Origin of the sequence: Pseudoclavibacter sp. AY1F1, assembly GCF_002931075.1 — a bacterium.
GTDB lineage: Bacteria > Actinomycetota > Actinomycetes > Actinomycetales > Microbacteriaceae > Pseudoclavibacter.
Map to the genome: position 1 here is coordinate 17,143 of NZ_PSTQ01000020.1, position 22,308 is coordinate 39,450.

The following is a 22,308-nucleotide window of genomic DNA, read 5'->3' on the forward strand; positions in this document are numbered from 1 at the left end:
ACAGCCCCGAGAGCTCAGAACTCTCGGGGCTGTGGCGTTCTTGGGCACGGTGCGATCGTTGTCCGGCTCTGGTCACTGTGGGCGGACAGCGGTCACGGGCCACCGTGCCCGCTGTCCGCTGTCCGGCGCCAGCCCTCAGCCTGGACAGCGGCCGGTCACTGGCCGCCCTGTGTTGCGGTCACGCTTCGATTCGGTGCGCGCGCCCGATCTCGTTGCCGAAGAGGTCACGTGTCCGCTTCACCGGTTTGCGGTCAGCGCCGTCCAGCGGCGGGCCGACCCAGAGGTCGAGAGCGGCCAGGTATCCCTCGACTGCGGCGCGATCGAGACGGCCTGTCACCGGGTCGAGCGTGGCCGGGTCCGCGAGACGGATCGTGGTGTCCGTGACGAGCACGGCCATGCCGAGGAGCGCGTCCGCTGGTGGGTGTCCAGCGTCGGTGGCCGCGGTCACGAGTTCCTCGAGCTCGGGAAGCTCCCGTGCGGCCATCTCTGGGTGTCTCGTGAACCAGGCGACGAGCGCCTGGTGGTCTTCGGCTGCCCACTGCTGGTCGAGCTTGCGGAGCTGGATCGCTGCGATGCGGTTCGTGCGTGTCATGACTGACCTCACCTCGCCGGGCCGCGCTGCCGCGCCCGACGGTGTTCCCGGGTCGGCAATGGGCGTTCCCAGAGGGCAAGCCGTGTGCTTTCCCTATCCCTCCTGTGCGTGAGCCCGGCCGGAACGCGTCACCGACGGCTGAAGCGCCTCGATTCGCGTCGAGAGACGAACGGTCAACGTCACGCGGAGAGGACACCAGCGACCAAGAGCAGCGAACGAATGAGGGCGAGGAGAGAGAACGAGGAATGACGGAATCAGGGAGAGATGAGTGAAGAGGACGAGGGAAATGGAGAGAGGAAAGGTGACGGACACGAGGAGAGAAAGGATGTAAGGGATGTAAGGCACGCAGGCACTTCTAGTGTGAGCTACGCTCATTCCGTGCGCGGCGGAGTAGCGAGATGGAAGCGGGGCGTCGCAGGCCATGGCCTGCGGGCCGCGGTCCACTACGCCTTCGATGGCGTCTGCGACGGCGCCAGGGCCGATCGGCTCGCGTCCGTCGACGCCGCAATCGGGTACGCACACGCCGGGTCGACCGTGACCCGCTTCACCGCCACCGAAGCGGGCATCGCCGCCGATGAACTCGGCGTGGAGCAGCTCAAGGCCTGGGTCGCGGGCAGCGACCCTGTGACGGGCATGCATCGCGGCTACCAAATGCAGGGGCCCGACGCGGATCTCCTGTTCGATGCGACCGTGAACGCCCCGAAAACGCTGTCGCTCGCCGCGATGCTCGACCCGGAGATCGCGGCCGCATTCGACGCGCTGCAGGAGCGGATCCGCGATCGCACCATCGACATGTGGCGCACCGAGCTGAACGCGCGCCGCGGCGCGCAAGGCCGCATCAGCATGGACCTCGCGCAGATCGAGGTCGTCGAGCTGAAACACGCCCGCTCCCGTTCCCTCGACCCGCACGCCCACACGCACATGTGGTTGAACGCTCGTGTCCTCGGACAGGACGGCCGCTGGTCGAACCTCGACTCCCGGACAATGCTGCGCTTCCAGACGTTGGTCAACGCGGAAGGGCAGCTGGCCGCGGTCACGGACACCGAATGGGTGGCCACGCTCGCGGCCAAGGGCTTCACGATCGACCCGGCCACGGGTGAGGTCGAGCAGCTGCAGCATCTTGTCCGGGCGTTCTCGAAGCGGGCAAACCAGATCGAAGCGGCCAAGACCCGCTTCCTGGCCGAGTGGCGGGCTGACCACCCTGGACAGGAGCCAACGGTCAATGACCAGATGGCCATTGACCGGCGCGCATGGGCTGTCGGACGTCCCGAGAAGCCGGACATGGTGTCCGAAGAGGACTGGGCGGACAGTGTCCGCCGCGAGCTGACCGACCTCGACTCGGCCCTGCTGAAGCAGCGGAAGCCGGTCACTCCCCCGGTCACCGACCGAGCAGTCCGCGTGTTCGCGTCGGATATTGACCGCGTGGCCAGGCTGGCCATCGCGGACGCCGACTCCCGGTCGACGTCTTCCAGTGGCCGGTTCTCGGACTTCACGCTGCGCGCGGGCGCGGTCCGCGCGGTCGCTCGCGTCGTGGCAACCGGCGACCGCGACGTCCTCGCCGCAGCCGTGGACGCTGCCCTCGACCGGGCGCGCGGCCACTACCTGATCGACCTGGCCGCGGACAGCATCGATGTGCCGGGTGGGGTTGGCCGGTACATGCTGACCGAAACCGCCACCCTCAAGCGCGACGTCGACGAAGGGATGAAGGCGCAGGCCAAGCGCGGGAAGAACGTGGCGACGCACCTCATCGACCAGCTCGCCAGCAACACGAAGATCGGCGGCGAGCACGGCCTGGACGAGCAGCAGACCGCGGCAGCGTGCGCGATCGCTGGCTCCTCGCGGCTGGTCACGGTCATCGGGCCCGCGGGAGCGGGCAAGACAACCATGCTGAAAGTGGCCAGGGCCTCCTTGTCCGGCCAAGGCCGGAAGGTGCTCATCGTCGCGCCGACAAAGAAGGCTTCGTCCGTGGCCGGACGCGAAACCGGAGCGGACGCGACCAGCCTGCACGCGCTGCTCTACCAGTACGGGTTCCGGTGGAGCGCGGACAAGGACACAGGACGGCCAGTCTGGCAGCGCTTGGCCATCGGCCAAAAAGACCCCATGTCCAAGGACGGCCACGTGTACCGGGGACCGAAGGAGAGCGCCGTCGTTGACCGGAAGACGCGCATCGTCGTCGACGAGGCGGGCATGGTCGACCTCCACACCATGCACGCGCTGCTCCAGGTGACCGCCGAGACGGGCGCCGGGATCGCACTCGTCGGAGACCCCGCCCAGGTCAACCCCGTCGGCCACACCGGGGCCATGGCACTCGGCCAGCGCTACGCGGACACGCACGTTGATCTGGAGTCCGTGCACCGGTTCCGCACCGAAGAGGGCAAGACGGACACGGCCTACGCGAACCTCACGCTGCGCATGCGCGCGGGCGACGCCCCGGACGAGGTGGCACACGAGCTCGTGACCACCGGTCACGTCCGGACAGCGGCCACCATGACCGAGCTGCACGCGGCCATGCGTGACCGCTACCTGGAGCTGGCCGGACACAAAGACCGCGCCGCTTTGTGCGTGGCCACGAACGAGGAAGCGGTCACCCTCAACGACCTCATCCAAGAAGAGCGCATCGTCCGCGGACAGGTGACCGGCAAGGTGCTGGCCAGCGCCACGGACGGGTCGGTCATCTACGCGGGCGACGTCGTGCAGACCAGGCAAAACGACAGCGACCAGAACGTGGAGAACCGACAGGTGTGGACCGTCCGCAAAAAGACACTGACCGGGAAGCTGCTCCTCGAGTCCGTCGACCAGAAGGGGCTCACGACCTCGATCGACGCGGACTACGCGGCGGACAAGCTCGCGCTCGCCTACGCGTCCACGATCCACGGCATCCAAGGTGAAACCGTGCACGGCTCCATCGTCGGCCCCGGCGTCGACGCCGCCGGCCTCTACGTCGGCCTCACCCGCGGCAAGCGCGTCAACGAAGCGTTCCTCGTCGCGACCGACGATGCCACCGCGGAACGGCAGCTCGTGGAGTCGCTGCGCCGCGGTGACCTCGAAGCCAGCCTGCAGGACAACTACCGGGCGCTGCACCGCGAGCTCGGAATCTCCGCACGCGAAGGCGTATTCGCACCAGCCGCCTGGCAGCAACGCCCAGCCGGGCACCTCCTCGACCTCGACGCCGCCGAAGCGCAGATCTCCCCCAAGCACACACACGACGAGCTACAGATCATCAAGGACGACGCCGACCGACTCGAGGACGAACTGCGAAAACTCCGCCAGGCCCGAAACGACGTCAACGCAGACCCACGCCGAGGCGAAGGGCCAGCGGTCGAGGAGATTGACGCTCTCCAGATCCAGGCGAATGCCGCGCGCGTGCTCGAGCGAGAAGCAACGAAGGCGTCCATGCCAGAGCTGCGCAAGCTCGACGCGATCCAGGCCGAGCGCACCACCCGCGAACGGATCCTCGACGCGTCCACCGCAACGCGAGAGCATCACGAACGATTGCTGACTGCGCGGCACGGCCGCGTTCAGCGACCGGTTGACGTGCACGCTACCCAGTCAGTCGGTATCTCAAAGAGACTCGGCGAGACCGCTGGGCCAGCGTTGTGACGTTGAGGGACCTGCTACACGATAAGCGGCGCGCTCTCCGCTCTGAGAGCACGCTCACCTGCGTAGCTGAGGACAATATTTACCTGGGACGCTGCCCCGTCTTGCGGATGCGCAAACGCGCCTCTGGACCACCGGTGTCGTCACACCGCTCAGCGCAGAGACGCGATACCTACTCGATGGGTGCCTTGGCACCAGCCAGCCGGGACAACTCGATTTCTGCCTCTGCGGGCAGGTATCGGAAGCTCTGCGACGGCTCAATGCCGACTTCCTCGCGGAGCTGTTGTAGGTTCACCGGCTCGGTGAAGCGGGTGACACGGCTGGTCTTGATTGCGACACCGTGGGTCAAGTTGTGGAAGTACGTGTCGTACTCCACTGTCTCGATCCCGAGTTGAGGCTGGAGAGTCTTCCAGAGCTCTTTCACGGAATCGTAGCGAACCTCGTCCGACTCGAAACTGCCCAAAACAGCTTTCACGGGGCTGCTTGCGTAGAGGTACACGACCGTGCCCCGCTCGAGGTCCGGGAATCTCCGGCGGAGCTCGTAGGTCTTCGTCCCGTTGAGGATGCTCTCAGCGAACTTCGGTCGGATCGACAACAAGACAGGTCTGGTCAAGATGCTCCGTTCGAGAGTTCGATGAGGTCGAGGAATACGGACCGAAGGACTCGACGCGGCGACTGGGGCGGGTTTCCGCTTACACCGTGACGAACAGTGACCATCCTAAAGTCCGCCAGCGACACTGGGCGTCTGAACACTTCAGTGTCTTCAAACTCGAGCACATGCACGACCCCGTCATGTGACGCTCTGTCGAGATCGCTCCGTTTGTAGGTGCCCATGTGAGAAAAACGCTCGTGCGCCTGGTCCACCGCCATGTCGCGGGACGCGACGAGCCTCGAGAGAGCGAACACCCGCGACACTTGCGCACGCCCATCGCTGGAGCAGTACCAGAGGAGCCGCGCCGGTACATCTTGAATCGGATTGTTCCGGGGCGACCTGAAGTACACGTGCCGGCGTGCAAAACCGAGCGATTCCCGCTGCTCGAGCAAGTTCTCGGGAAACCCGAACAAGTTCATCGAGAACTCGGGCTTGATGGGCACGAGGAAGACACTCGTGTCATCCCAAATTTTGAGCGGCCAGTGAGCACGCTCCAGCTCAGCGACCGCGCCCGGGGTTAGCATCCGCAGTGACTCCGCACGTTCATTGCCAAGGAGAGACGCAAGCTTGGCTCGATCGTCATCAATCAGGAGGTCGATCTCCGCGACAACGACAGCTGCGCCGATCGCACCATCCACGTCACGGAACCCGTCCGCTTCGAGAGCTTCCCTGACCTCACGAGACAGATGCTGGTCGGTGACAGCCACGGACGAGATTGCAGCGGCGACTGCCGATTCTCGGATCTGTCTCGTCAGTTGCAGAGCAAGGTCAGCGGAGCGGGCGCCGCGCTTTACTCGAACCTTGTGGAAGTTGATACGGTCCGGTGACTCGCTGAAAACCAAGAGCCCGACGTCCTCGTTTTTCCGAGACTGCAACACTCTGACTTCATAATCACGGCTTGCGAGCGAGGCCTCCAGCTCGCGTCGAAAGTCCTTAGCACGTTCTCCCGTGCTCGCGTTGACGAACAGCCGCTCCAGACCGTCGATCGATGACGCGGCTCCGCTACCCAAGCGCAAGACTCGCGAGAGGTGCTCTGGTTGGTACCAGGAAGCGGGTTCCGGCGCGTGAACATGCAGAACCACTTCATGGGGTTTCATCACGTGAAGCTCGTGTGCCGTCTTTAGATAGTCCTTCAGAAGGCGTATGAGGTTCACATCGTTGGTGACGAAGTAGGTCGCGTCCGCGTTTACGGCGTCGGCAAGATGTCGAACATCGACCGCCAAACTCGGGTCTGCCTGCCACTCCGTTTCTCCGATCCGCGCCCGAAGCTCGGTTTCGATCTCTATGGATCGCGGGCGTCGCGTCCCCACCCGGGCGAGGTGAGCTGCGCCGACACGCTGCGCGGCGCGCTCTGCTGCTTCTTCGAGAGCGTTGAGTTCAAGGTCGACGGCGGGTGAGATCGCGACCGCCAGATACTCCTGGAGCCAGTCGGCCATCAGCGCCTGCGAAGCTTCCCGATTTGGTCGTTGCACCGATGACGTGGCGACCAGGTCGATAACGACGTTGGCATCCAGGACTGCAAGTGGACGAGCCGACTCGAACGCTAGGTTCTCGAAAAGATCCGGGCCGCCGAGCGGCCGCCACCAGATATCCAGGGGTTCGCCCAACAGGCCACGCCCTGGGCGTTCATTGCGTGGGCTCATGCCCATCGATTCCCAGAACCCGTGAAGCCCGTAGCTTCTCCGACAATGCGCCTCAACTCCAGCGCTGTTCGGATTAGCCAATATGACTTCATCGAGCATCCGGAGGGCCAGCGACTGCCCTCGATGCGAGTCCGCCACGCAGACGTGCAAGAGCTTGATATGTGCACGCTTGCGGTTGTAGAGCAGGTAACCGGCGAGTTCCAGCCCTTGGTACGCGAGCACCAGCCACCCGCGTTCAGCTCGCTCTCTGAACGCAGAGTCCGGGAGGAAACCCAACGTTCGCTTGTGCTTCTTGTGAAGAACAAGCACATCCCGCATTTGACGCTCGCTGTCTGGCGAAGTGGCGCTCCATGCGCTTATCAAAATCAAAAACTCACGCCCCCACGAAAACTCGCCTGTCAGCTCGGAGTCTATGCGCTGTTTGGTGCTTCACGACCCGGTTCATGTCGCGAAGTCAGTGTCGTTCCTCCCACTCATAGAACTGTCCAACGTCCTCGGTCGGGCGCTCGAGGATGCCATGCTCGCGCTTGCGCGGAGCGCAGTGGGGGCCCTCGACGCGCCCCATTCGCCGGAGCACACTTATCCCTTTCCTCTCGCCAGCACCGGCCGACGGGGAAGCACTCAGCTAGCAGTTGACGGTCCTTGCGGTTCCAGAGACGTTTTTCTGCGTTCCGGGGGTAGCGGTGGCAAGCACGGTGCTCCCGTTCCGCGCGCGCAGGGTTTCAGATGTCCGCCCGTTTGCGATCGAGCGCACGGACCCGAGCGCGGCGGTGGAGTGCGTGCCGCAGGACGACCAGGAGAGCTTCGATCCACTCAGACTTGACCCACTGTATGCGCACACGTTGCCGCTGGCGCAGGAGCCCACAGCTCGCTGTCGGTCCCGCGACGGGGAGGCGCTAGCTTCCTCGGAGAGGAGCGTCATACCAAGATCTGGCCAGTAGGCGGTGTGCTCCCCGGTCGCGTGCCCTCCCGGTACCGCATCCAGCGCGTAGGTCACGATCTCGTCCACATCGACAACAGTCGTTTCTGCCTGCGCTGCTGGAGCGCCAACGAACAACATGAGCAGTGCAAGGCTGCCTGCGAGTGTCGCGGTGTGTCGTGCTGTCATGGTGTCGTCTCCCAGATGGTGTAGGCGGTTGTGGCGCCGGCTGGAATATCTCCCCAGTCGGTAGTTCGGAGGGTTTCGAGACCTACGACTCGCCCGGTTTCGGTAGAGATCAGCAGGACGTCGCGGTTGCCGCTCGTCGAGTCCGCGGCGATCCCGATCACGGGCCGTCCGGCACGGTCAGTTGTGGTGCCGTACACCCTGACGTCGGGCTGGCTGAGCAGGATCTCGAGGAGTGCCCCGTGTTGACGGTCAGTGAGTGTCCACACGGCTAGAAGTCCCGAGATGGCTTCGATGACCTCGAACCCTGACGCCTGTGGAGTTCCGCCGTATTCCTCAAGCGCTTCCCGCAGCTGGGCAGGTGAGTCGCCTGGGAGGGTGGTGCTCGTTGGGACGTCGTACTCCCCCGCAGCGTAGATCTCATCGACAATCACGGTGCCCGGGGCCGGGGCATCTTCTGGGACGAGCTGCGGTGCTTCCACACTCTTATAGGGGACGCCCGCCGTGAGTGTAAATCGGCCAGACCGGTCTTCCCCCCAGCTCAACTCGGCGACCTGCGGGCTGATAGCAGTACTCGTGTCCTCGTCCCCCTCGGTGTACTGCAAGTACCAGCCAACGGAGCGTGCATATCGCTGCGCTTCGGTGACTGCCGGGTTTGCCGTGAGCTTTTCAAAGAGCATGGTCCGGACTTCCTGGTGCGTGAGCTCAGTGGGCTGGAACTCCAGCGGCGGTGGGGTACGCGCTGCGGCGGTGTTGGTCGGCGTCATCATGAGACCGACTATGACGAGCAGTACAACGACGCTTACCGCGACCCGGGTGAAGATCGGCGTCGCTGTGCGCTGCAGAAGTACCCAACTCCCGGAACGCGTTCGCGACGGAGTGGATGGTGTCTCTGCAGCGCGTCGCGTTGCGGGTGTGGCGATGATGCGAGCGAGGAGCGCTTGGTGCCGCGGGGCGAGTTCGCCGTCTTCAGCGCCTCTGACCGGATCGAGTTCTCCCATCATCGTCTCGAGGCGGCGTTCCTGGTCGGTCATCAGCGGGCCTTCTTCATCGCGGATCGTTGCAAAGGTGCTTGGTCAGTGGTGTCGGAGAGTGCGTGACGCAGACGTTTCCGTGCGCGACTCAATGTCGTCCACGCGTTGGGTGTGCTGCACCCCAGGACTTCTGCGATCTCAGACGCGTTCAGCCCTTCCCAGTAGTGAAGGGTTATGGCCTCTCGATCGCGGTCGCCGAGGAGGAGTAAGGCATCGCGCAGCGAGAGCAGGTCGAGGGGGTCGGCGGTGTGGCCCGGCTCCTCATGGAGACGCGTCAATGCGATTTGAACCGCCTCTTTTCGCTCGTCACTGCGGTAACGGTCGGCGATCTTGTTGGCGGCCACCCGGTACAGCCATGGCAGCTGGGGGCGTTGGCCTTCGGACCAGCTCTGCCAGGCTGCCGTGAAGACCTCTGCTGCGATGTCTTCGGCGAGTGCGAGTGTGGGGAGCCGGCGTTGCGCATACTTGAGGATCTTGGGGTGGTTGATCGTGAAGAGTGCCTCGAAGGTGTCGGGGTCAGCTGTCAACATGCGGCCTCAGCGTCTCTTCATCCACGAGGCCCAGTCCCTGGATGCGGAACCGGCGTTGGCATCTCTCTGCAACGCGTTCGCTGTGTGTAGCAACGATCAGGACGGCCCCTTGCTGCTGCAGGGTGTCGAAAACGTCGAGGATGCGATCTTCGGTGTCTTCATCAAGCGCCCCAGTCGGTTCGTCAGCCAAAATGAGGGCTGGCTTCTTGACGACGGCGCGGGCGATGGCCACGCGTTGCGCTTCGCCTCCGGAGAGCCTCCCCACACGCCGCGCCGCGAGTGCCTCGATGCCAACCACACGCAGCGCGTCGAGCGCGGGCGCGCGATAGGCAGACTTGGTGGAGCCAAGCCCCAGCATGACGTTTTGGAGCACGGTGCGCTCTCTCAGGAGGTCGTAGCTCTGAGTAATGATGCCGACATGGGTTCGTCGGAACTCCGACATCGCGAGCTCGTTTCGGCGCAGTTCTTCGCCCGCAAAGCTGTAAGTCCCCCCGTACCGGACGTCGAGACCGGAGAGGATGCGCAACAGTGTGCTCTTCCCGGACCCGCTACGACCGAGGATGGCCGCGGAGCGGATGTCGTCGGGAAGGGTCAGGCTGAGATCTGCAAAGATGGGGCGCGACTGTCCGTCTGCTTCTGTGATGTTCTTCTCGACGCCGCGAAGAGTGACCGAGGTCATGCTGAGGCTCCTACCTGTGTGAATCGGGATGTGCCGAGCGCGGTCGTGCAGCCGAGATCAATCGCTGCGAGCGCAGCCAGGATCCACGGAATGCTGGAAGAGGCGACGGAGTCGTACGTTGGGAGTGCGTTGTAGAGGAGATGCAACGACACGGCGATGCATGCCCACTCGACCAGCACCATTGAGGCGAGGGACAGCTGCAGTGTTCCGCGGGATTGACCGAGAGTCCAACGCAGGCGCAGCGCCACGAGTCGTCGCCGCAAAGCGAACGCGCTGATCGCGAACACCAGCACGGTCGCCACGATGCCGACCAGCACTTGAAGCATCCCCATGAGGCCTGCATTGCGTTGCAGCAATTCTCGAGTCATGGAGAACTGCGTGAGGTACTGAGGGACGTCGATCATTGCGTAGTCAGTGAAGCCGGTGTCTCGTGCTGCACGGTCGATCGTGTTGAGGACCTGGTCTGGGCTGTCTGTCTTGGGCGCGGCGACGTCGCTGTTCAACATCGCGAACGCCAGCACTCCATCAAAGAACGGCGAGTCGCGGTCCTGTGAGTCCATCTCCGGCGGGTACGGAACGAGCATTGTGTCGTCGAGGAATGTGTTGATGTCGCCCTTGTAATACATGGACGAGCCCGCGGGGAGAAGGCCGGAAACCTGGAAGGTGAAATCGCGAGAGTAGAACTGAGCGTCGAGTACATCACCGACCTCGTACACACCAGCGTACCCAGCACCCAACAGGACTGGGATGACCCCACTGTCGTAGTCGATGGCTTCCCAATTGGGGACAGTACCCTGTTCGACGTCGAGCCCCGCAAATTCGAACGCGTGCTTGTTCATCTGCACGGCGCGCACATCTCGCACGGTTTTCCGGCTCACTTCGTCAACGTACTCCCCCGGCGCCAGCGTTTCCGCACCCAGCCATGCATCGAATTCGTCTCCCCCACGGAAATCTGCCACAACGATCGGCTGCGCGAATGCGGAGATTAGCGTGAGCTCTTCCGAGGTGTTGAGCGTGTTGTAGAAGTCAGCGACCTTCGCCATCTCCTCGGGATCTGCCCGGACGCGTTCGAAAGCCCCATCGTCGAGAAAGGTGTCCGTGATGCTGTAGAGATTCTGCTCAGCATCCGCGGGAAAGCTCGAACTCATCGCGTTGTCCGTCGATTCGAGGAAACTCATCGTGCTGTATACGCCCGTCAGGAACAGGACGACAATGGCACATTTGACTGCGATGAGGAGCCAGTTCCGGCGAACATCAAACACGTTCTCACTCATACGCGGACCCGCCCAACGCGAAGGACCGTCACAATCAAGGAGACCAACGCCACCAGATAGAGCGTTCCCACCGCGGCACTGAAAGGCCCTAGTAGACGCCAAGAAGGAGCCCCCACCACCGCAATGGCCGCCACAGCCGTCACCATCACCGCGGCGCACCACACCAAGGACACGGACGCGACACGACGCGTGAGCCGGCCAGGGTGACTTTGACCCCAGAGACGAAGCACTTGGTCCCGACCTTGGCTCCACTGCGCAGAGAGGTATCCCGTCAACGCGGCTCCGAGGATCAGGAGTGCTGCCGCGAGTCCAAGCACGATAGGAGTCACGTAGTCGACGTTCGTCCTCCGCGAGAGTCCTGCGTCGACATACCTCGCGCCTTCGATGGTGGCACCGACCAACTCTGCATCGCGTCCGTCCACCACGAATGACCGCGGATCATGCGCCTCGAACAGCGCAGGGTCGTAGATGAGGATGTCATCGGCAACGAGGCTGCGATCGGACGTACCGAGACGCCCCGCAACTTCGTACCGCTCAGCGAACGCTCCAGCGTCCAGCATCACAGCACTCTCAGCGTGCGCAGCGCCGATCATGGCCCCGGGCCGCTCGTCACTGACAGTCCATCGCAGGTCATGGATCGGGAGAAGGTCGGAAATGGGCTCTCCGGTCGAAACCACGCCTCGGAGATGCGGGTCGTCGGCGAGCTCGATGTAGATCTGCACGTCCAGGCCGGAAGCTCGTGCGTCGGTTAACGTCGCTGCAACATCGCCCGTCATCACCATCGCCCGCCCGGAGTACAGCGCGTTCGATTCGCGCAGCACAGCAGCTTGTGCAGCCTGGAAAGACAACGCCGCCAAGGAAAGCAAGGTGAGACACAACGTCATGACTACAAGCGACACGGTGGATCTGAGACGCATACGGAACGCTTTCGGAAGAAGATCGAGCAGGCAGTCGGGGCACGGAGACGCATCAGGTTGCGTCTCCGTGCGCACCATTTACTGACCGTAGAAGGTGTACGCGGTTCCTGGGCTTACCAGGTCCCCACCGACGACCCGGAACGGCTTCCACGCCGTCACGGCCTCTGTGCCGCCTCGACCGTAGACCCTGTTGGAATCGGCGTTGATAGAGCTGCCCGACTTCAACTGGGCGCGAGTGTAGTGGTAGACCCCCGACCACGTCGTCCACCCGTGCGAGCGCTTGTTCGTGGTCCCGTTGATGGACTTCTGCTCCGCAGTGCCGCGGTGGTTGACCTGGGCAGCGCGTGCGCCCGGCTCCACGGACGACGAGGCAACATTCCCATCGACCTCACTCCACCCCAGCGTCTCTGCACTCGCTGTCGTCGCCATGCCGCCTACGAGTGTCACCGTGGCCGCGACGACGAGTAATCCTCGAAGAGTCTTCATCATTCCCTTATCCCTGAGGGCCGTTCGTGGTGCTCGCGCGTGTTGACTCGCGCAAACCAGACTGCTCCCTGCAGCCGACCGACACGTCACACAAGCCAACGTGCCCCACCCCTCGCATCGTTTGTCGCCTGCCGGGCCGATTCCTGACACTGGATTCAAAAGTTCTTAATCGGCAATTGCGTCAAAGAGGCGAACTTAGATCGTCGGGGTCGTGCACCACACAGAGGCGAGATACCGATTCCGTCCTAGCAGCTGCGCGAGAGCTTCCTGCCGTTGACGGAGCCCCACTATCTTCTTCCTACCGGTTGAGGAGTGATCCTCGGAGGCGTTGGCCACCCCGGGCTCGGCATGATTCCTGCCCCTGATGGAGCACGCGATGCTGGGACTCCCATTCGCGGAGCACTTGCCATGGCAGTGTCAGCGTTGGCCACACGCGCTCGAGTCGCTGCGCGTTGATCAGCTCGACGACATCCGCCTGCGTGCCCTCGTTCAAGATTGCCGTGTAGGCGTCAGCGGCTTGGTTGTCGTCAGTGATTTCGAAGTCGCGGTTCGGCCCCCAGTAGAGGGCGTGCGAGAGCGTCAGGACTCCTGATGCTGGCCCGCGGAGCTCGCGCAGGTCATCGACCACCGCGTATGGGCGGAAGTCCCTGACGTGTACCTGCTGATCGGCGTTCACGCGCTGATCGTATCCAACCGACACGGATAGGCCCAGGACGCCGCCACGACTCATGAGCTGACTGACCCCGCTCTCTTCTCACGCACCTCCGAGGGCTGTGAGTCCTGAAGTGCCGCTTCGAGCGTCGGATAGAACTGCACGGCAGGCCAAGGCCTGGTTTCATCGTGCTCGGTCGGGGCGAACTCCACTCGCGGTGCGTCCCTCTCCGGCAAGTCCGCACCCGGTGCGGGTGCGGCCTCCGGGATCTGGACGGCGTACTTCGCGTCGCGGGCACGTTCTTTCTGCTCCCGCCGTTCGGCGCGCTGCCATTGCCGGTCCTCCCGGGCCTCCCGGCGCGCGCTGCGCCGGAGCGCTCCCCAGACCCAGAACGGGAGGCGCGTGAGGACTTCGTTCACGTAGAGCACGTTGGAGTCTCCCCAGTGGCGTCCGCGACCGTACTCGCCTCGCACCAGGAGCACGTCTCCCCGCGTGGGCCATGCCTCCGCAAACCACGATGACGAGTCGTCCCCGTGCACGTCCTTCACGGAGTAGCGCGAGCCGGTTGGGTACGCCCCTTCGAGGCGTCCCACCCGCACAAGCCTGGCGTCCGAGGGGCAGAGACGCGTGACGGACTCGAGGTAGTCGAGTTTGGCTTCGTCGCTCGCGAAGTACCCCCACCGGGATCCGCCGCGCATCCACCAGATGGCGACCTCGCTGACGACCGCGCACACGAGCGCGGCCGCGCCGAATCCGGCGAGCCACCATCCAAGTGTGTCTCGCAGCACGTCGACCACGGTCCCGCCGACCAGCCACGCCAGCAGGGCCAGGGCAGCGAGCAGCGTGCCTGCCACGACGGTGGCGCGTCCGCTCGCCCATCGCAGCGAAGACCATGTGATCAACGGTTCCCCCTGAGTGTCCATGACGACACTGTAGGAGTCAGCACCGACATTCGCAGCCAACCGACAACGCGGCCCCGAAACCGGGGTGGTTTGGGGGCCGCGTGTGGTTGTGCGACTGCACCAGCGATCGCGCAGCCGGCGCGTGGGCGCGCACAACCTCTACATGGACGCTCCCGCCTGCTCAGGGACCGGCGCGACGGCCTGGGTCCGCACGTCGTTCGTGAAGCGGATTCCCTTCGACGCCTGGGCCAGCTTGTCGAGGTCGAGGAGTCGCGTCGCTCGGTACAGATCCTCGGCGCGCGCAAACGGTGCACGGAGCACCTCGCGGAGGCGGTCTGATTCGGCCTCGTCCTGACGTAGCAGCTTGTTTCCCATGGCGATGCCACGCGCGGGCATGTTCAGCTCGAACTGGAGGATCCCGTACCCGCGCGCGTTGCGCAGCGTTTCCTGCTGAGATGCTTCTCGCCGCTCGATGCGATCGTTGTTCTGGACCAGCGCGAGCCGCGAAATGCTGGTCTTGTGCGCGTACGCGCGGAACTCCTGCGACAGGGCTCTCATGGTGGCGGTCACAGGTGCGACTTCCGGCACCCGAGAGACAAGGTAGGCCGCGAGTCCTCCTCGAGCGCGTTCCTCCTGCATCACGTGCGCGTAGGTCGACCAGGGTGTTCCCTCGGGGTGGTCGCGGCCGCTCGAGAAGCGGACGAGCCCGTCGAGGTCCGAGCACTGATACGTGTCGAGTTGGCGCAGGAACCGCACGCTCTGCAGCTCCGCCTGGTACTCAAAGTCGAGGTCAGTGAGCATGAGTGCCTGCGTCTCTCGCTTGGCGATCGCGTATGCCCCGGGGCGGGGCCGTGCGGGGTTGGTGGGTGGCAGGGTGTGCAGGGTCCGTTCGCCGTGCGTGAATTGCTCGATGCGGAGCTCGTGGCGCAGATGCAGCAGTTGCTCTGTGGGCATGCCGCCTTCCCGCACCGACTGCCGAAGCTGAACAGGGAGCGCTTTTCGTGAAGGGTCGTGCCTGGGGTAGCGGGACTCGAGCCAGATGGGAACTGCGAGGCGCAGTGCGCGGCGTCCGGCGCTGCGCTTCACGTCCGTGAGGTCTCCCGTCTGACCTCTGCGCGCAACGTACTCGACGGCGTGCGCTCGCATCTCGCGGGTCGCGCTCCACGCGACGTGGTGCAGAAAGCGATCTTGGTCCTCGACGTGGTCGAAGCCCTCGACGGCAGGTCCGTCGGTGAAGTAGCTGCGCACCGTGCGTTCGACGGCGGCGTTGGCTTTCGTGATCATCAGCGGTTCTCTCAGAGACTCGCCACGGCGGCGTCCGCGCCCGACGTCCAAGTTGTCGCCCTATTGGCGGAAGCGGCATGGACGTCGGCAGGCCTCGTGAAGCGCCGGTCGAACGCCTCGGTACGGAACACTTCGCGCGCGTACTCGAGTTTGTGGCTTTCCCAGTTCGAATCGAACGCATCCGGTGCACCGGATTCGACACTCCAGAAATCTTCGAGGTCCGGACGCAGCGCGGGCGCGGTGAAAGTGCCAAGATCGACTTCCTCCCTAATCGCGTCCAGGAGCTCGGCGGGAGTGAGGCGCTGCTGGTCGGCTCCGGGCGCGACGTGCACGTACGTCAACAGATCGCGGAGTTGGTCGATGCGTTCCGGACGGATGGATCGCAGCGCTGCAACCGCCGCTCGCGTTGCGGGATCCGCGTCGCGCTGGAAGGTCTGCACGGTGTGCTGTACGAAGCCGTGGTCCAGCGTCGCTGTGGTCGTGGCCCGCAGCGCATCCGGCATCCGCTCGGCTATCTCGTGGCCCGGGTTCGCGCGGTTGTACAGGTGGGTGCGGAGCCGGAAACGGTCGCCCACTTCGTTGCGACCGGCGTACATCTCGGACTCTCCGGCCTCCTCAAGGTCCGAGCGATCGAGCTGCGGCGGTGTGGATGGCGTCTCGAAGGTTCCAGCCGCGATCTCCTGGGTCATGACACGCACTGTTCCGTCCCACATGGGCGAGCCCCACGCATGTTTCGCTCCGTCGGGGCCGAGGGCCGCGACGATCAAGTCCTCCGTATAGGCAAGGCTCTGCCCGTCGAGTTTCCGCAGCTGCTCCATCGCCGCTCGCTGCTGCTGGTGGTCGTCGTTGAGCTGTTCCCGCGACGTGGCGATGTCGCCGGTCACGAGAAACACGGGTTGGTTGGTCTCCCACTGAAAGTTGTCGTACGCCTCCAAGGCACGCAACCGCATCGGAGTGGGAGCGGCCGTGATCGTGTCCGAGAGCGGGATGAAGAACGTTTCGGCCTCTACGACGCCCTTGGCCTTCTCGAGCTCGGGAGGAGCAACGCGCGTCATCACCTCCGGAAACACCACTCGCTCGACGCGTGTGCGCAGCTCCCGGGTGGGCCGAGCGAGGTCATTGACGGCTATGAACTCCACGTCGCCTTTCACGACCTTGGCGATCTCCGCGGCGTACTCGTTGATGAGCCGTTTCGGATCGTTCGTGCGCTTGAGGACTGTCGGCGCGTGGGTGGTGAGGTACTGTTCGACCGCTTTGCGGCATCGACGGCTCATGAGGATTCCTTTCAGATGGACGCGCCAGCGGGGCCGCTGACGGGTCGGGTGTGGGTGTGGTCGGCGTGGATGTCGACCGGGCGAGCGGGACGCTCTGCGGGGGTCTTTGGCCTGGCTGCTTCACGGGCCAGCTCCTTGTTGAGGGCCTGGAACTCGGCCCACTTGTCGCGCAGCTCGTCAGCTCTCCGGAACGGCAGACCGATGCGCTCCTCCGCTTCGTTGGCGACTCGGTGCTTCTCGTCGCGGTCGAGGCGGCGCTCGGCCAGCCCTGCAGGGATCGCTGCAACGCGGTTGGCGAGACGGGTGACCGCGCCTTCCGGGCTCTGCAGGAACCGCTCCGCGTCGGCGTTGATCTCGCTGCCTGGGACGTCCTGCAGCTCCAGGTACACGAGCTGCTTGCCGTACTCGCGCCCGCGCGACGCGAGCACAGTCATGCCGCTGAGCTCTCCCACGGCCGCGCGCGCTGACGACGTGCTGTACCCGCCACGCCCCTGCGGGATCCCACCGCGGTGGAAGAGCCGCACGAGCTGCTGGCCCGCTTCGGTGCGCTTCGAGAAGGTGCCTCGCCCGATCGTCATCGTGAAGCGATCGCCGTCGAGTTCACGTACGTGGGGCAGTGCTGCCTCGAGCTGTTCAATCTCCCGCTCGAGCCGTGAGACGCGTGCTCGCGCGTTGTCGACGGTCATGCGCAGCGTGGCCTGGGACTGGGCGTGTGCTCGCTCGAGGCGGCGCAGTTTCGTGACGTCGGTGCGCAGCTGCGCGTGCTGCACAAGCTTCGGATTGCCCGTCGCCAGCGCCTTCGCTTCACCCGCTTCGAGTTCGGCGGTGCCGATGTCTTCGAGGTCGCGCACGCGGGCGTCGCCGCGCATGGCTTGCGCGATGAAGCGACCTTTCTGCTCCTGCTTTTGCCACATGAATGCGTCGAAGGAGTGCGACGTCGCGTACCGGTAGTGCTGCACGACGTCGTTCTGGTTGCCCTGGCGCATGATGCGTCCGGCCCGCTGCTGCAGGTCGGATGGGCGCCAGGGGCAGTCGATGTCGTGGAGCGCGATCGCGCGGCGTTGCACGTTCGTGCCGACGCCCATCGTCTCCGTCGACCCGAACAACACCGACACCTGCCCGTCCCGGGCTGCTTTAAAGAGCGCCGCCTTCTTGGCGCTGCCTTTCGCGTCCTGCACGAACGCGATCTCAGACCGGGGCACGCCCGCGGCCGCGAGCCGGTCGCGCATCTTCTCGTACACGGACCATCCGCGGTCTTTGTTCGGAGTGCCGAGGTCCAGGAACACGATCTGCAGCGCACCCTTGTGCGCTGCCTCGTTCCCGGTGTCGGGATCCGCGTACGAGTTCCCGGCGTTGTCCCGGTAGATGCGGGCGATGTTCTCCACGGCGCGGTCGATCTTCGTCTCGGCCCCGTCGTCGGAGAGGCCCACGAGTTCCGCGTCCAGCGCGGCCTTGCGGCCGTCGGAGCTGATGCGGAGCATGTTGTCGCTCTTATCTGCACGGGTGAGCTTGTCGATGCGGACGCGCAGCTCCCCGATGTACTCCCGCACGGCGGGAGAGGCCGGGACGATCACCATCTCGGGGCGGGCCTGCCCCTTGCTGTTGAGCGCGAGCTCGGGAGTGGGGAGGTTCAGGTCCGCGGCGGTCTTGACGTCGCCAGCGACTCGCCAGAGGCGCAGCATTTCGGGCAGGTTCTTGAACCGACTCAGACGCGTTTTCGTCTTCATGCCACCCGCGACGTCGACTTCCATCTCCGTGTGCAGCTCCCCGAAGGTCGCCGCCCACGCCTCGAAGTCGTGCACGCCCGCCTCCTCCAAGAGGTCGGGGCGCAGGTAGCGCTGCATCGTGTACGCCTCGACCAGCGAGTTCGAGAGCGGTGTAGCCGTAGCAACGGTCGCGATGCGACCCGTTTCGCTCGTGGCGCGCAGCAGCTCCATCTTCATGTGCAGATCGGTCGCACGACCGGCAACTTGAGGAATGTTCGCGCCCGAGAGCTTGCTGCCGATCGCGAGGCCCTTGAAGTCATGCATCTCGTCAACGACGAGGTAGTCGATGCCCATCTGCTCGAACGTCGCGACACCGTGGTCTCGCACGAACGGATCCTGCTTCGCGATCGTCTGTTCGAGCTTGCTGCGCGCGTCCTCGGCTTCCTTGACGGTCATAGCGCCGGACTCAACAGCCCGGTCGAGGTACGAGGACTGGACCGTGAGCTCGCGGCGGCTGTAGGTGTCCTCCCACTCGGGCGAGACGGGGATGCCTTTGAACGCGGTGCGGGTCATGATGATTGCGTCCCACGGATTCGTGACCGCTCGCGCCACGAACTTGCGACGATTCTCCTTCGTCACATCTCCCGAATCGGCAGCGAGAACTCTGGCGGATGGGTAGAGCTGGAGCCATTCCCGGGAGAACTGCTCGAGCATGTGGTTCGGCACCACCACGACGGGCTTGGTGACAAACCCGAGGCGGCGCAGCTCCATCGTGCCGATCACCATCTCGGCGGTCTTGCCCGCCCCGACTTCGTGGAAGAGCCCGACCGTGGGCTCCGCGATCATGCGAGCGACCGCCGCCCGCTGATGTGGGTGCGGGGTGAATGTCTCGGCCAAGCCCGGCAGCTGCAGCGCCTGCCCCTCCGTGGAGTAATCCCGCAGCGCGATCGCGTTGAACCGCTCGTTGTAGATACCCAGCAGGCGGGACGCGCGTTCTGGGTCGTCGAAGACCCAGTCCTGGAACTTCTCGCGGATCTCGTCCGCCTTTTCCAGTGCGGCTGCGGTCTCTTCTGGGTTCGGGATCTCGCGACCGTCTGGGTCTCGATCCGTGACTTTGATTTCGCTCATGTTGAGGAGCGAGCCGAAGAGCTTGCCGAACGGGCGACGGGCCGTGCCGTACTCGTCAGTGTTGGCGACACCGAAGGTGGCTCCCGTGACGCGCCACTCGGAGGCTCCCAATCGTTCCACGCGCGCGTTCCGGTCATTGGAGTGTGCCTGCAGGAACTCCTGGAACGTTTCGGAGTCGATCCATGACGCCCCGACCTGCGGGTAGACGTCCTCAACGCCGAGCGGCGCTGGTTGCACGCTCTCGAGCGCCGCGACGTTGACCTGCAAGCGCGGATCCTCTAACGCGGCAGCTCTCGCCTCGCGCAGCTTGACGCGGACATTCCCGGACAGGTACTCGGCGCGAGGCTGCAGGACGTTGGTCGCTGGATCCTCGAACGCGAGCCCGTCGAGCTGCGAGCGCGCTGATTCCGCGTCGACACCCAAAAGGCCGGCTATGGTCTCCACGTCGATGCGGCCATGCCGGTCAAGGCTGACCGCGACCGCGTCCGCGGGCGTGTCCACGCTCGTGACCACTGGCCGCGGGGCGCGGACACGGCCAAGCAACAGGCTCGCGGGGGTCGCGCGTTGTTCCTGCTCGTCGTAGTTCTCCAGCGCGAACACGAGCGCCGCTCCCGGGTCTTGCCGGAAGGCGCGCGTTGCTGGGGGTGTCCGGCGCTGTACGCGCGGCTCTCCCGTGTCCGGGTCGACGCTCTTGAGCTCGATGAGCTTGATGCGGTTGACCGGACCGTACGCGGCCAGGTGCGCCTCGTACGTGGTGCGCAGTTCGGCACGGAGCTCGGCCAGCTCCGCCGTGTCCTCCAATGTCTCCGCCTCGAGCGTGACCAGATCGCGAGACAAGTCCCGCATGGCCACGAGGCTGCGCACCTCGGCCAGCGCGGTCTTGGCCACCTTGACCGGGGCGAGGTTGCCACCGGTCACCTCGAAGAAGCCGCCGTCCTGCTCGAGGAGGGTTCCCTCCCACGTTCCTTCTGGGGCTGCGGTCAGATCGTCGGTCATGGCCGTGTCCGCAGCGGTGTCCGCGTCCGGTGTCCGGGCGGTCATGCCGTGACCGGCCATGACCGCTGACTGGGCGATGCTGGACAGCGCCTCCCGCAGCGGGGCCGCGTCCCACGCGTTCTCGGCCACGACCCTCAGCTCAGGCCCGAAGCGGCCGATGTCCGCGGACACGTGACCGAGGATGTGCTCGGGGTGCGCGTGGAAGTACCGATTCATCGCCACAGGCATGTCCGCATCGCTGTCGATGTCGGCCACGGTCAGCCAACGCGCGTCGCCGCGTTCGGCGCCCTCCTCACGGCGGCGGAACACGAGTACGTCGGTGATGACGTCCGTGCCGGCCAGCTCCTTGTGTGCCCGCTCTGGCAGGCGGACCGCGCCCACCAGGTCTCCGAGCTCGTAGAGGCGACGCCTGGCGGAATCGTCGGCGGCGTCGAGCGTGTGGCGGCTCGTGAGCGCCACGACCATGCTGCCCGGACGGGTCAGGTGCAGGGACTTTGCGAGGAAGTGGTTGTGCAGCGACAGCGCGCGGCCCGGGTTGTGGAGCGCGTCGCGCAGCTTCACCTGGCCGAAGGGGACGTTGCCGATCGTCGCGTCGAAGTACCCGTCGGGGAAGCGCACGTCCGCGAAGCTGCCCGTGCGGATCTCGGCCTGTGGCTGCAGGAGACGGCTGATGAGCGCGGTGGTCGCATCGAGCTCCACGCCCGTCATGCGCGCACCGTCCGGCGCGGTTCCGATGAACGTACCTAGCCCGGATCCGGGCTCGAGCACGCGCCCACTATCGAACCCGAGCTCGCACAGGCCCTCCCACATCGCGGTGGTGAACTCTGGCGAGGTGTAGTGCGCGTTCAGCACGGTCCGGCGCGCTTGCGTCCAGGCATCCTCGTCCAGGAGCTCGCGCAGCTCCGCGTACTCGTTCGCCCACACCTGGTCGACGGGGTTAAACACGCCTGGCACGGCACCCCAACTGGAGTACCGTGCCAGAACCTGCTGCTCATCTGCGGTCGCTACCCGCTCTTCGTCCCGCAGCTGGAACGCGAGGCGGATCGCGGCGACGTTCGCCGCATACCGGGCCTTCGGGCCGGACGGGGCGAGCTGTGCCGACGACTCGGCGCGGAACGCTACTGCTGGAGCGCTGCCTGCAGCGTCCCTCGGTGCAGCTCCTGCCGCACCGCGCTGAACAGTTCGCTCCAGTCGAGTTGATCCGGATCCGAGTCCGTCGCCCAGAAGAGCACCGGCTCGATCGCTGCCCACTGCTCCCAGGTCAGCGACCGCACGAACGCCGCGATCGGTGCCTGCTCCGCGAAGTATGCCTCCACTTCCGCCCACGTCTCCGCGGGTCGACTCGAGTCGAGCAGCGTCGGCGGCATCGGCACGCGCTCCAGATCCATCGGCGGAACGATCACCGCTTGCTCGGTCCCCCAGAACTTCCGCTCCGTCTGCAGCAACCGCGCCAGCAGCTCCGGCGTCGGCACCTGGCCCAGCGACCGCGGGAGCTGCCGGGAGTCCTCCCACAGCGGCCGCAGCGGTGGCTCCTCCGGTGGCTCGTCCCCGTCGTCCTCCGGGTCCACTTTCGCGGGGTACGCCTCGTACAGCACCTGGTTCAGCGCGATCTCCTCCGCGGTCCGCTTGGCCTGGTTCCGCCGCCCCACTTCCTGCAAGTAGTCCGGGTTCGAAGACGTCTGCCCAAGCAACTGGTTCTCTGTCTGCTCGACCATCTCGCGGATCTGCGACGCGAGCTCCACGACCGTCTGCTCCCGGTCCTCCATGACTGCCCACTCCTGTGGCGTCGCCCGCTGCAGGTAGCCCCGCACGTTCGACTCGTACCTGTGGCTCATCGTCCATCCCTCCCGTTTTGGC

Annotated in this window: 16 protein-coding genes; 1 reads left to right on the top strand and 15 read right to left on the bottom strand. The window is 65.2% G+C overall.

What is annotated here, in order from left to right:
* Positions 1 to 178 precede the first annotated feature (178 nt).
* Entirely contained in the window at positions 179 to 592 is a 414-nt protein-coding gene (locus C5B85_RS18265) for a hypothetical protein (RefSeq protein WP_104287442.1), read from the bottom strand.
* A 378-nt stretch (positions 593 to 970) separates the two neighbouring features.
* Here C5B85_RS18265 and C5B85_RS18270 point away from each other — a divergent pair, with 378 nt between their 5' ends.
* A complete protein-coding gene (locus C5B85_RS18270) occupies positions 971 to 4,192 on the top strand; it encodes an AAA family ATPase (RefSeq protein ID WP_146078023.1) in 3,222 nt (1,073 codons plus the stop codon).
* A gap of 169 nt (positions 4,193 to 4,361) precedes the next feature.
* Here the strand turns inward: C5B85_RS18270 and C5B85_RS18275 are convergent, their stop codons facing one another.
* The 14 genes from C5B85_RS18275 to C5B85_RS18345 all read right to left on the bottom strand — a co-directional run.
* On the bottom strand, positions 4,362 to 4,802 hold the full coding sequence (locus C5B85_RS18275) for an ASCH domain-containing protein (RefSeq protein ID WP_181064503.1): 441 nt from the start codon (positions 4,800 to 4,802) through the stop codon (positions 4,362 to 4,364).
* Positions 4,799 to 6,802, bottom strand: a complete 2,004-nt coding sequence (locus tag C5B85_RS18280; protein WP_104287445.1) for a hypothetical protein — start codon at positions 6,800 to 6,802, stop codon at positions 4,799 to 4,801. The genes C5B85_RS18275 and C5B85_RS18280 overlap by 4 nt, the downstream gene beginning before the upstream one ends.
* 307 nt (positions 6,803 to 7,109) lie before the next feature.
* A complete protein-coding gene (locus C5B85_RS18285) occupies positions 7,110 to 7,592 on the bottom strand; it encodes a peptidase inhibitor family I36 protein (protein ID WP_104287446.1) in 483 nt (160 codons plus the stop codon).
* Complete coding sequence (locus C5B85_RS18290) at positions 7,589 to 8,623, bottom strand: hypothetical protein (protein WP_104287447.1); 1,035 nt, start codon at positions 8,621 to 8,623, stop codon at positions 7,589 to 7,591. Before C5B85_RS18290 ends, C5B85_RS18285 begins: the two co-directional genes overlap by 4 nt.
* The gene (locus C5B85_RS18295) at positions 8,623 to 9,153 is read right to left on the bottom strand and encodes an RNA polymerase sigma factor (RefSeq protein WP_104287448.1); all 531 of its coding nucleotides are present in this window, start codon (positions 9,151 to 9,153) and stop codon (positions 8,623 to 8,625) included. The genes C5B85_RS18290 and C5B85_RS18295 overlap by 1 nt, the downstream gene beginning before the upstream one ends.
* Positions 9,140 to 9,832, bottom strand: a complete 693-nt coding sequence (locus C5B85_RS18300) for an ABC transporter ATP-binding protein (RefSeq protein WP_104287449.1) — start codon at positions 9,830 to 9,832, stop codon at positions 9,140 to 9,142. The genes C5B85_RS18295 and C5B85_RS18300 overlap by 14 nt, the downstream gene beginning before the upstream one ends.
* On the bottom strand, positions 9,829 to 11,265 hold the full coding sequence (locus C5B85_RS18305; protein WP_181064504.1) for a hypothetical protein: 1,437 nt from the start codon (positions 11,263 to 11,265) through the stop codon (positions 9,829 to 9,831). Before C5B85_RS18305 ends, C5B85_RS18300 begins: the two co-directional genes overlap by 4 nt.
* Positions 11,266 to 12,101: 836 nt before the next feature.
* Entirely contained in the window at positions 12,102 to 12,512 is a 411-nt protein-coding gene (locus C5B85_RS18315; RefSeq protein ID WP_104287452.1) for a hypothetical protein, read from the bottom strand.
* Positions 12,513 to 12,807: 295 nt separating this feature from the next.
* Positions 12,808 to 13,185 (bottom strand): transcriptional regulator, encoded by a 378-nt coding sequence (locus tag C5B85_RS18320; RefSeq protein ID WP_104287453.1) that lies wholly within the window; start codon positions 13,183 to 13,185, stop codon positions 12,808 to 12,810.
* Positions 13,186 to 13,235: 50 nt separating this feature from the next.
* A complete protein-coding gene (locus C5B85_RS18325) occupies positions 13,236 to 14,063 on the bottom strand; it encodes a hypothetical protein (RefSeq protein ID WP_146078026.1) in 828 nt (275 codons plus the stop codon).
* 159 nt (positions 14,064 to 14,222) lie between these two features.
* Positions 14,223 to 15,347, bottom strand: coding sequence for a hypothetical protein (locus C5B85_RS18330; RefSeq protein ID WP_104287455.1), 1,125 nt, complete (start codon positions 15,345 to 15,347; stop codon positions 14,223 to 14,225).
* An 11-nt stretch (positions 15,348 to 15,358) separates the two neighbouring features.
* On the bottom strand, positions 15,359 to 16,621 hold the full coding sequence (locus C5B85_RS18335; protein WP_104287456.1) for a hypothetical protein: 1,263 nt from the start codon (positions 16,619 to 16,621) through the stop codon (positions 15,359 to 15,361).
* Positions 16,622 to 16,632: 11 nt separating this feature from the next.
* A complete protein-coding gene (locus C5B85_RS18340; protein WP_146078027.1) occupies positions 16,633 to 21,396 on the bottom strand; it encodes a helicase in 4,764 nt (1,587 codons plus the stop codon).
* A gap of 173 nt (positions 21,397 to 21,569) precedes the next feature.
* A partial coding sequence (locus tag C5B85_RS18345; protein WP_219819451.1) for a hypothetical protein occupies positions 21,570 to 22,308 on the bottom strand: 739 nt, incomplete at its 5' end.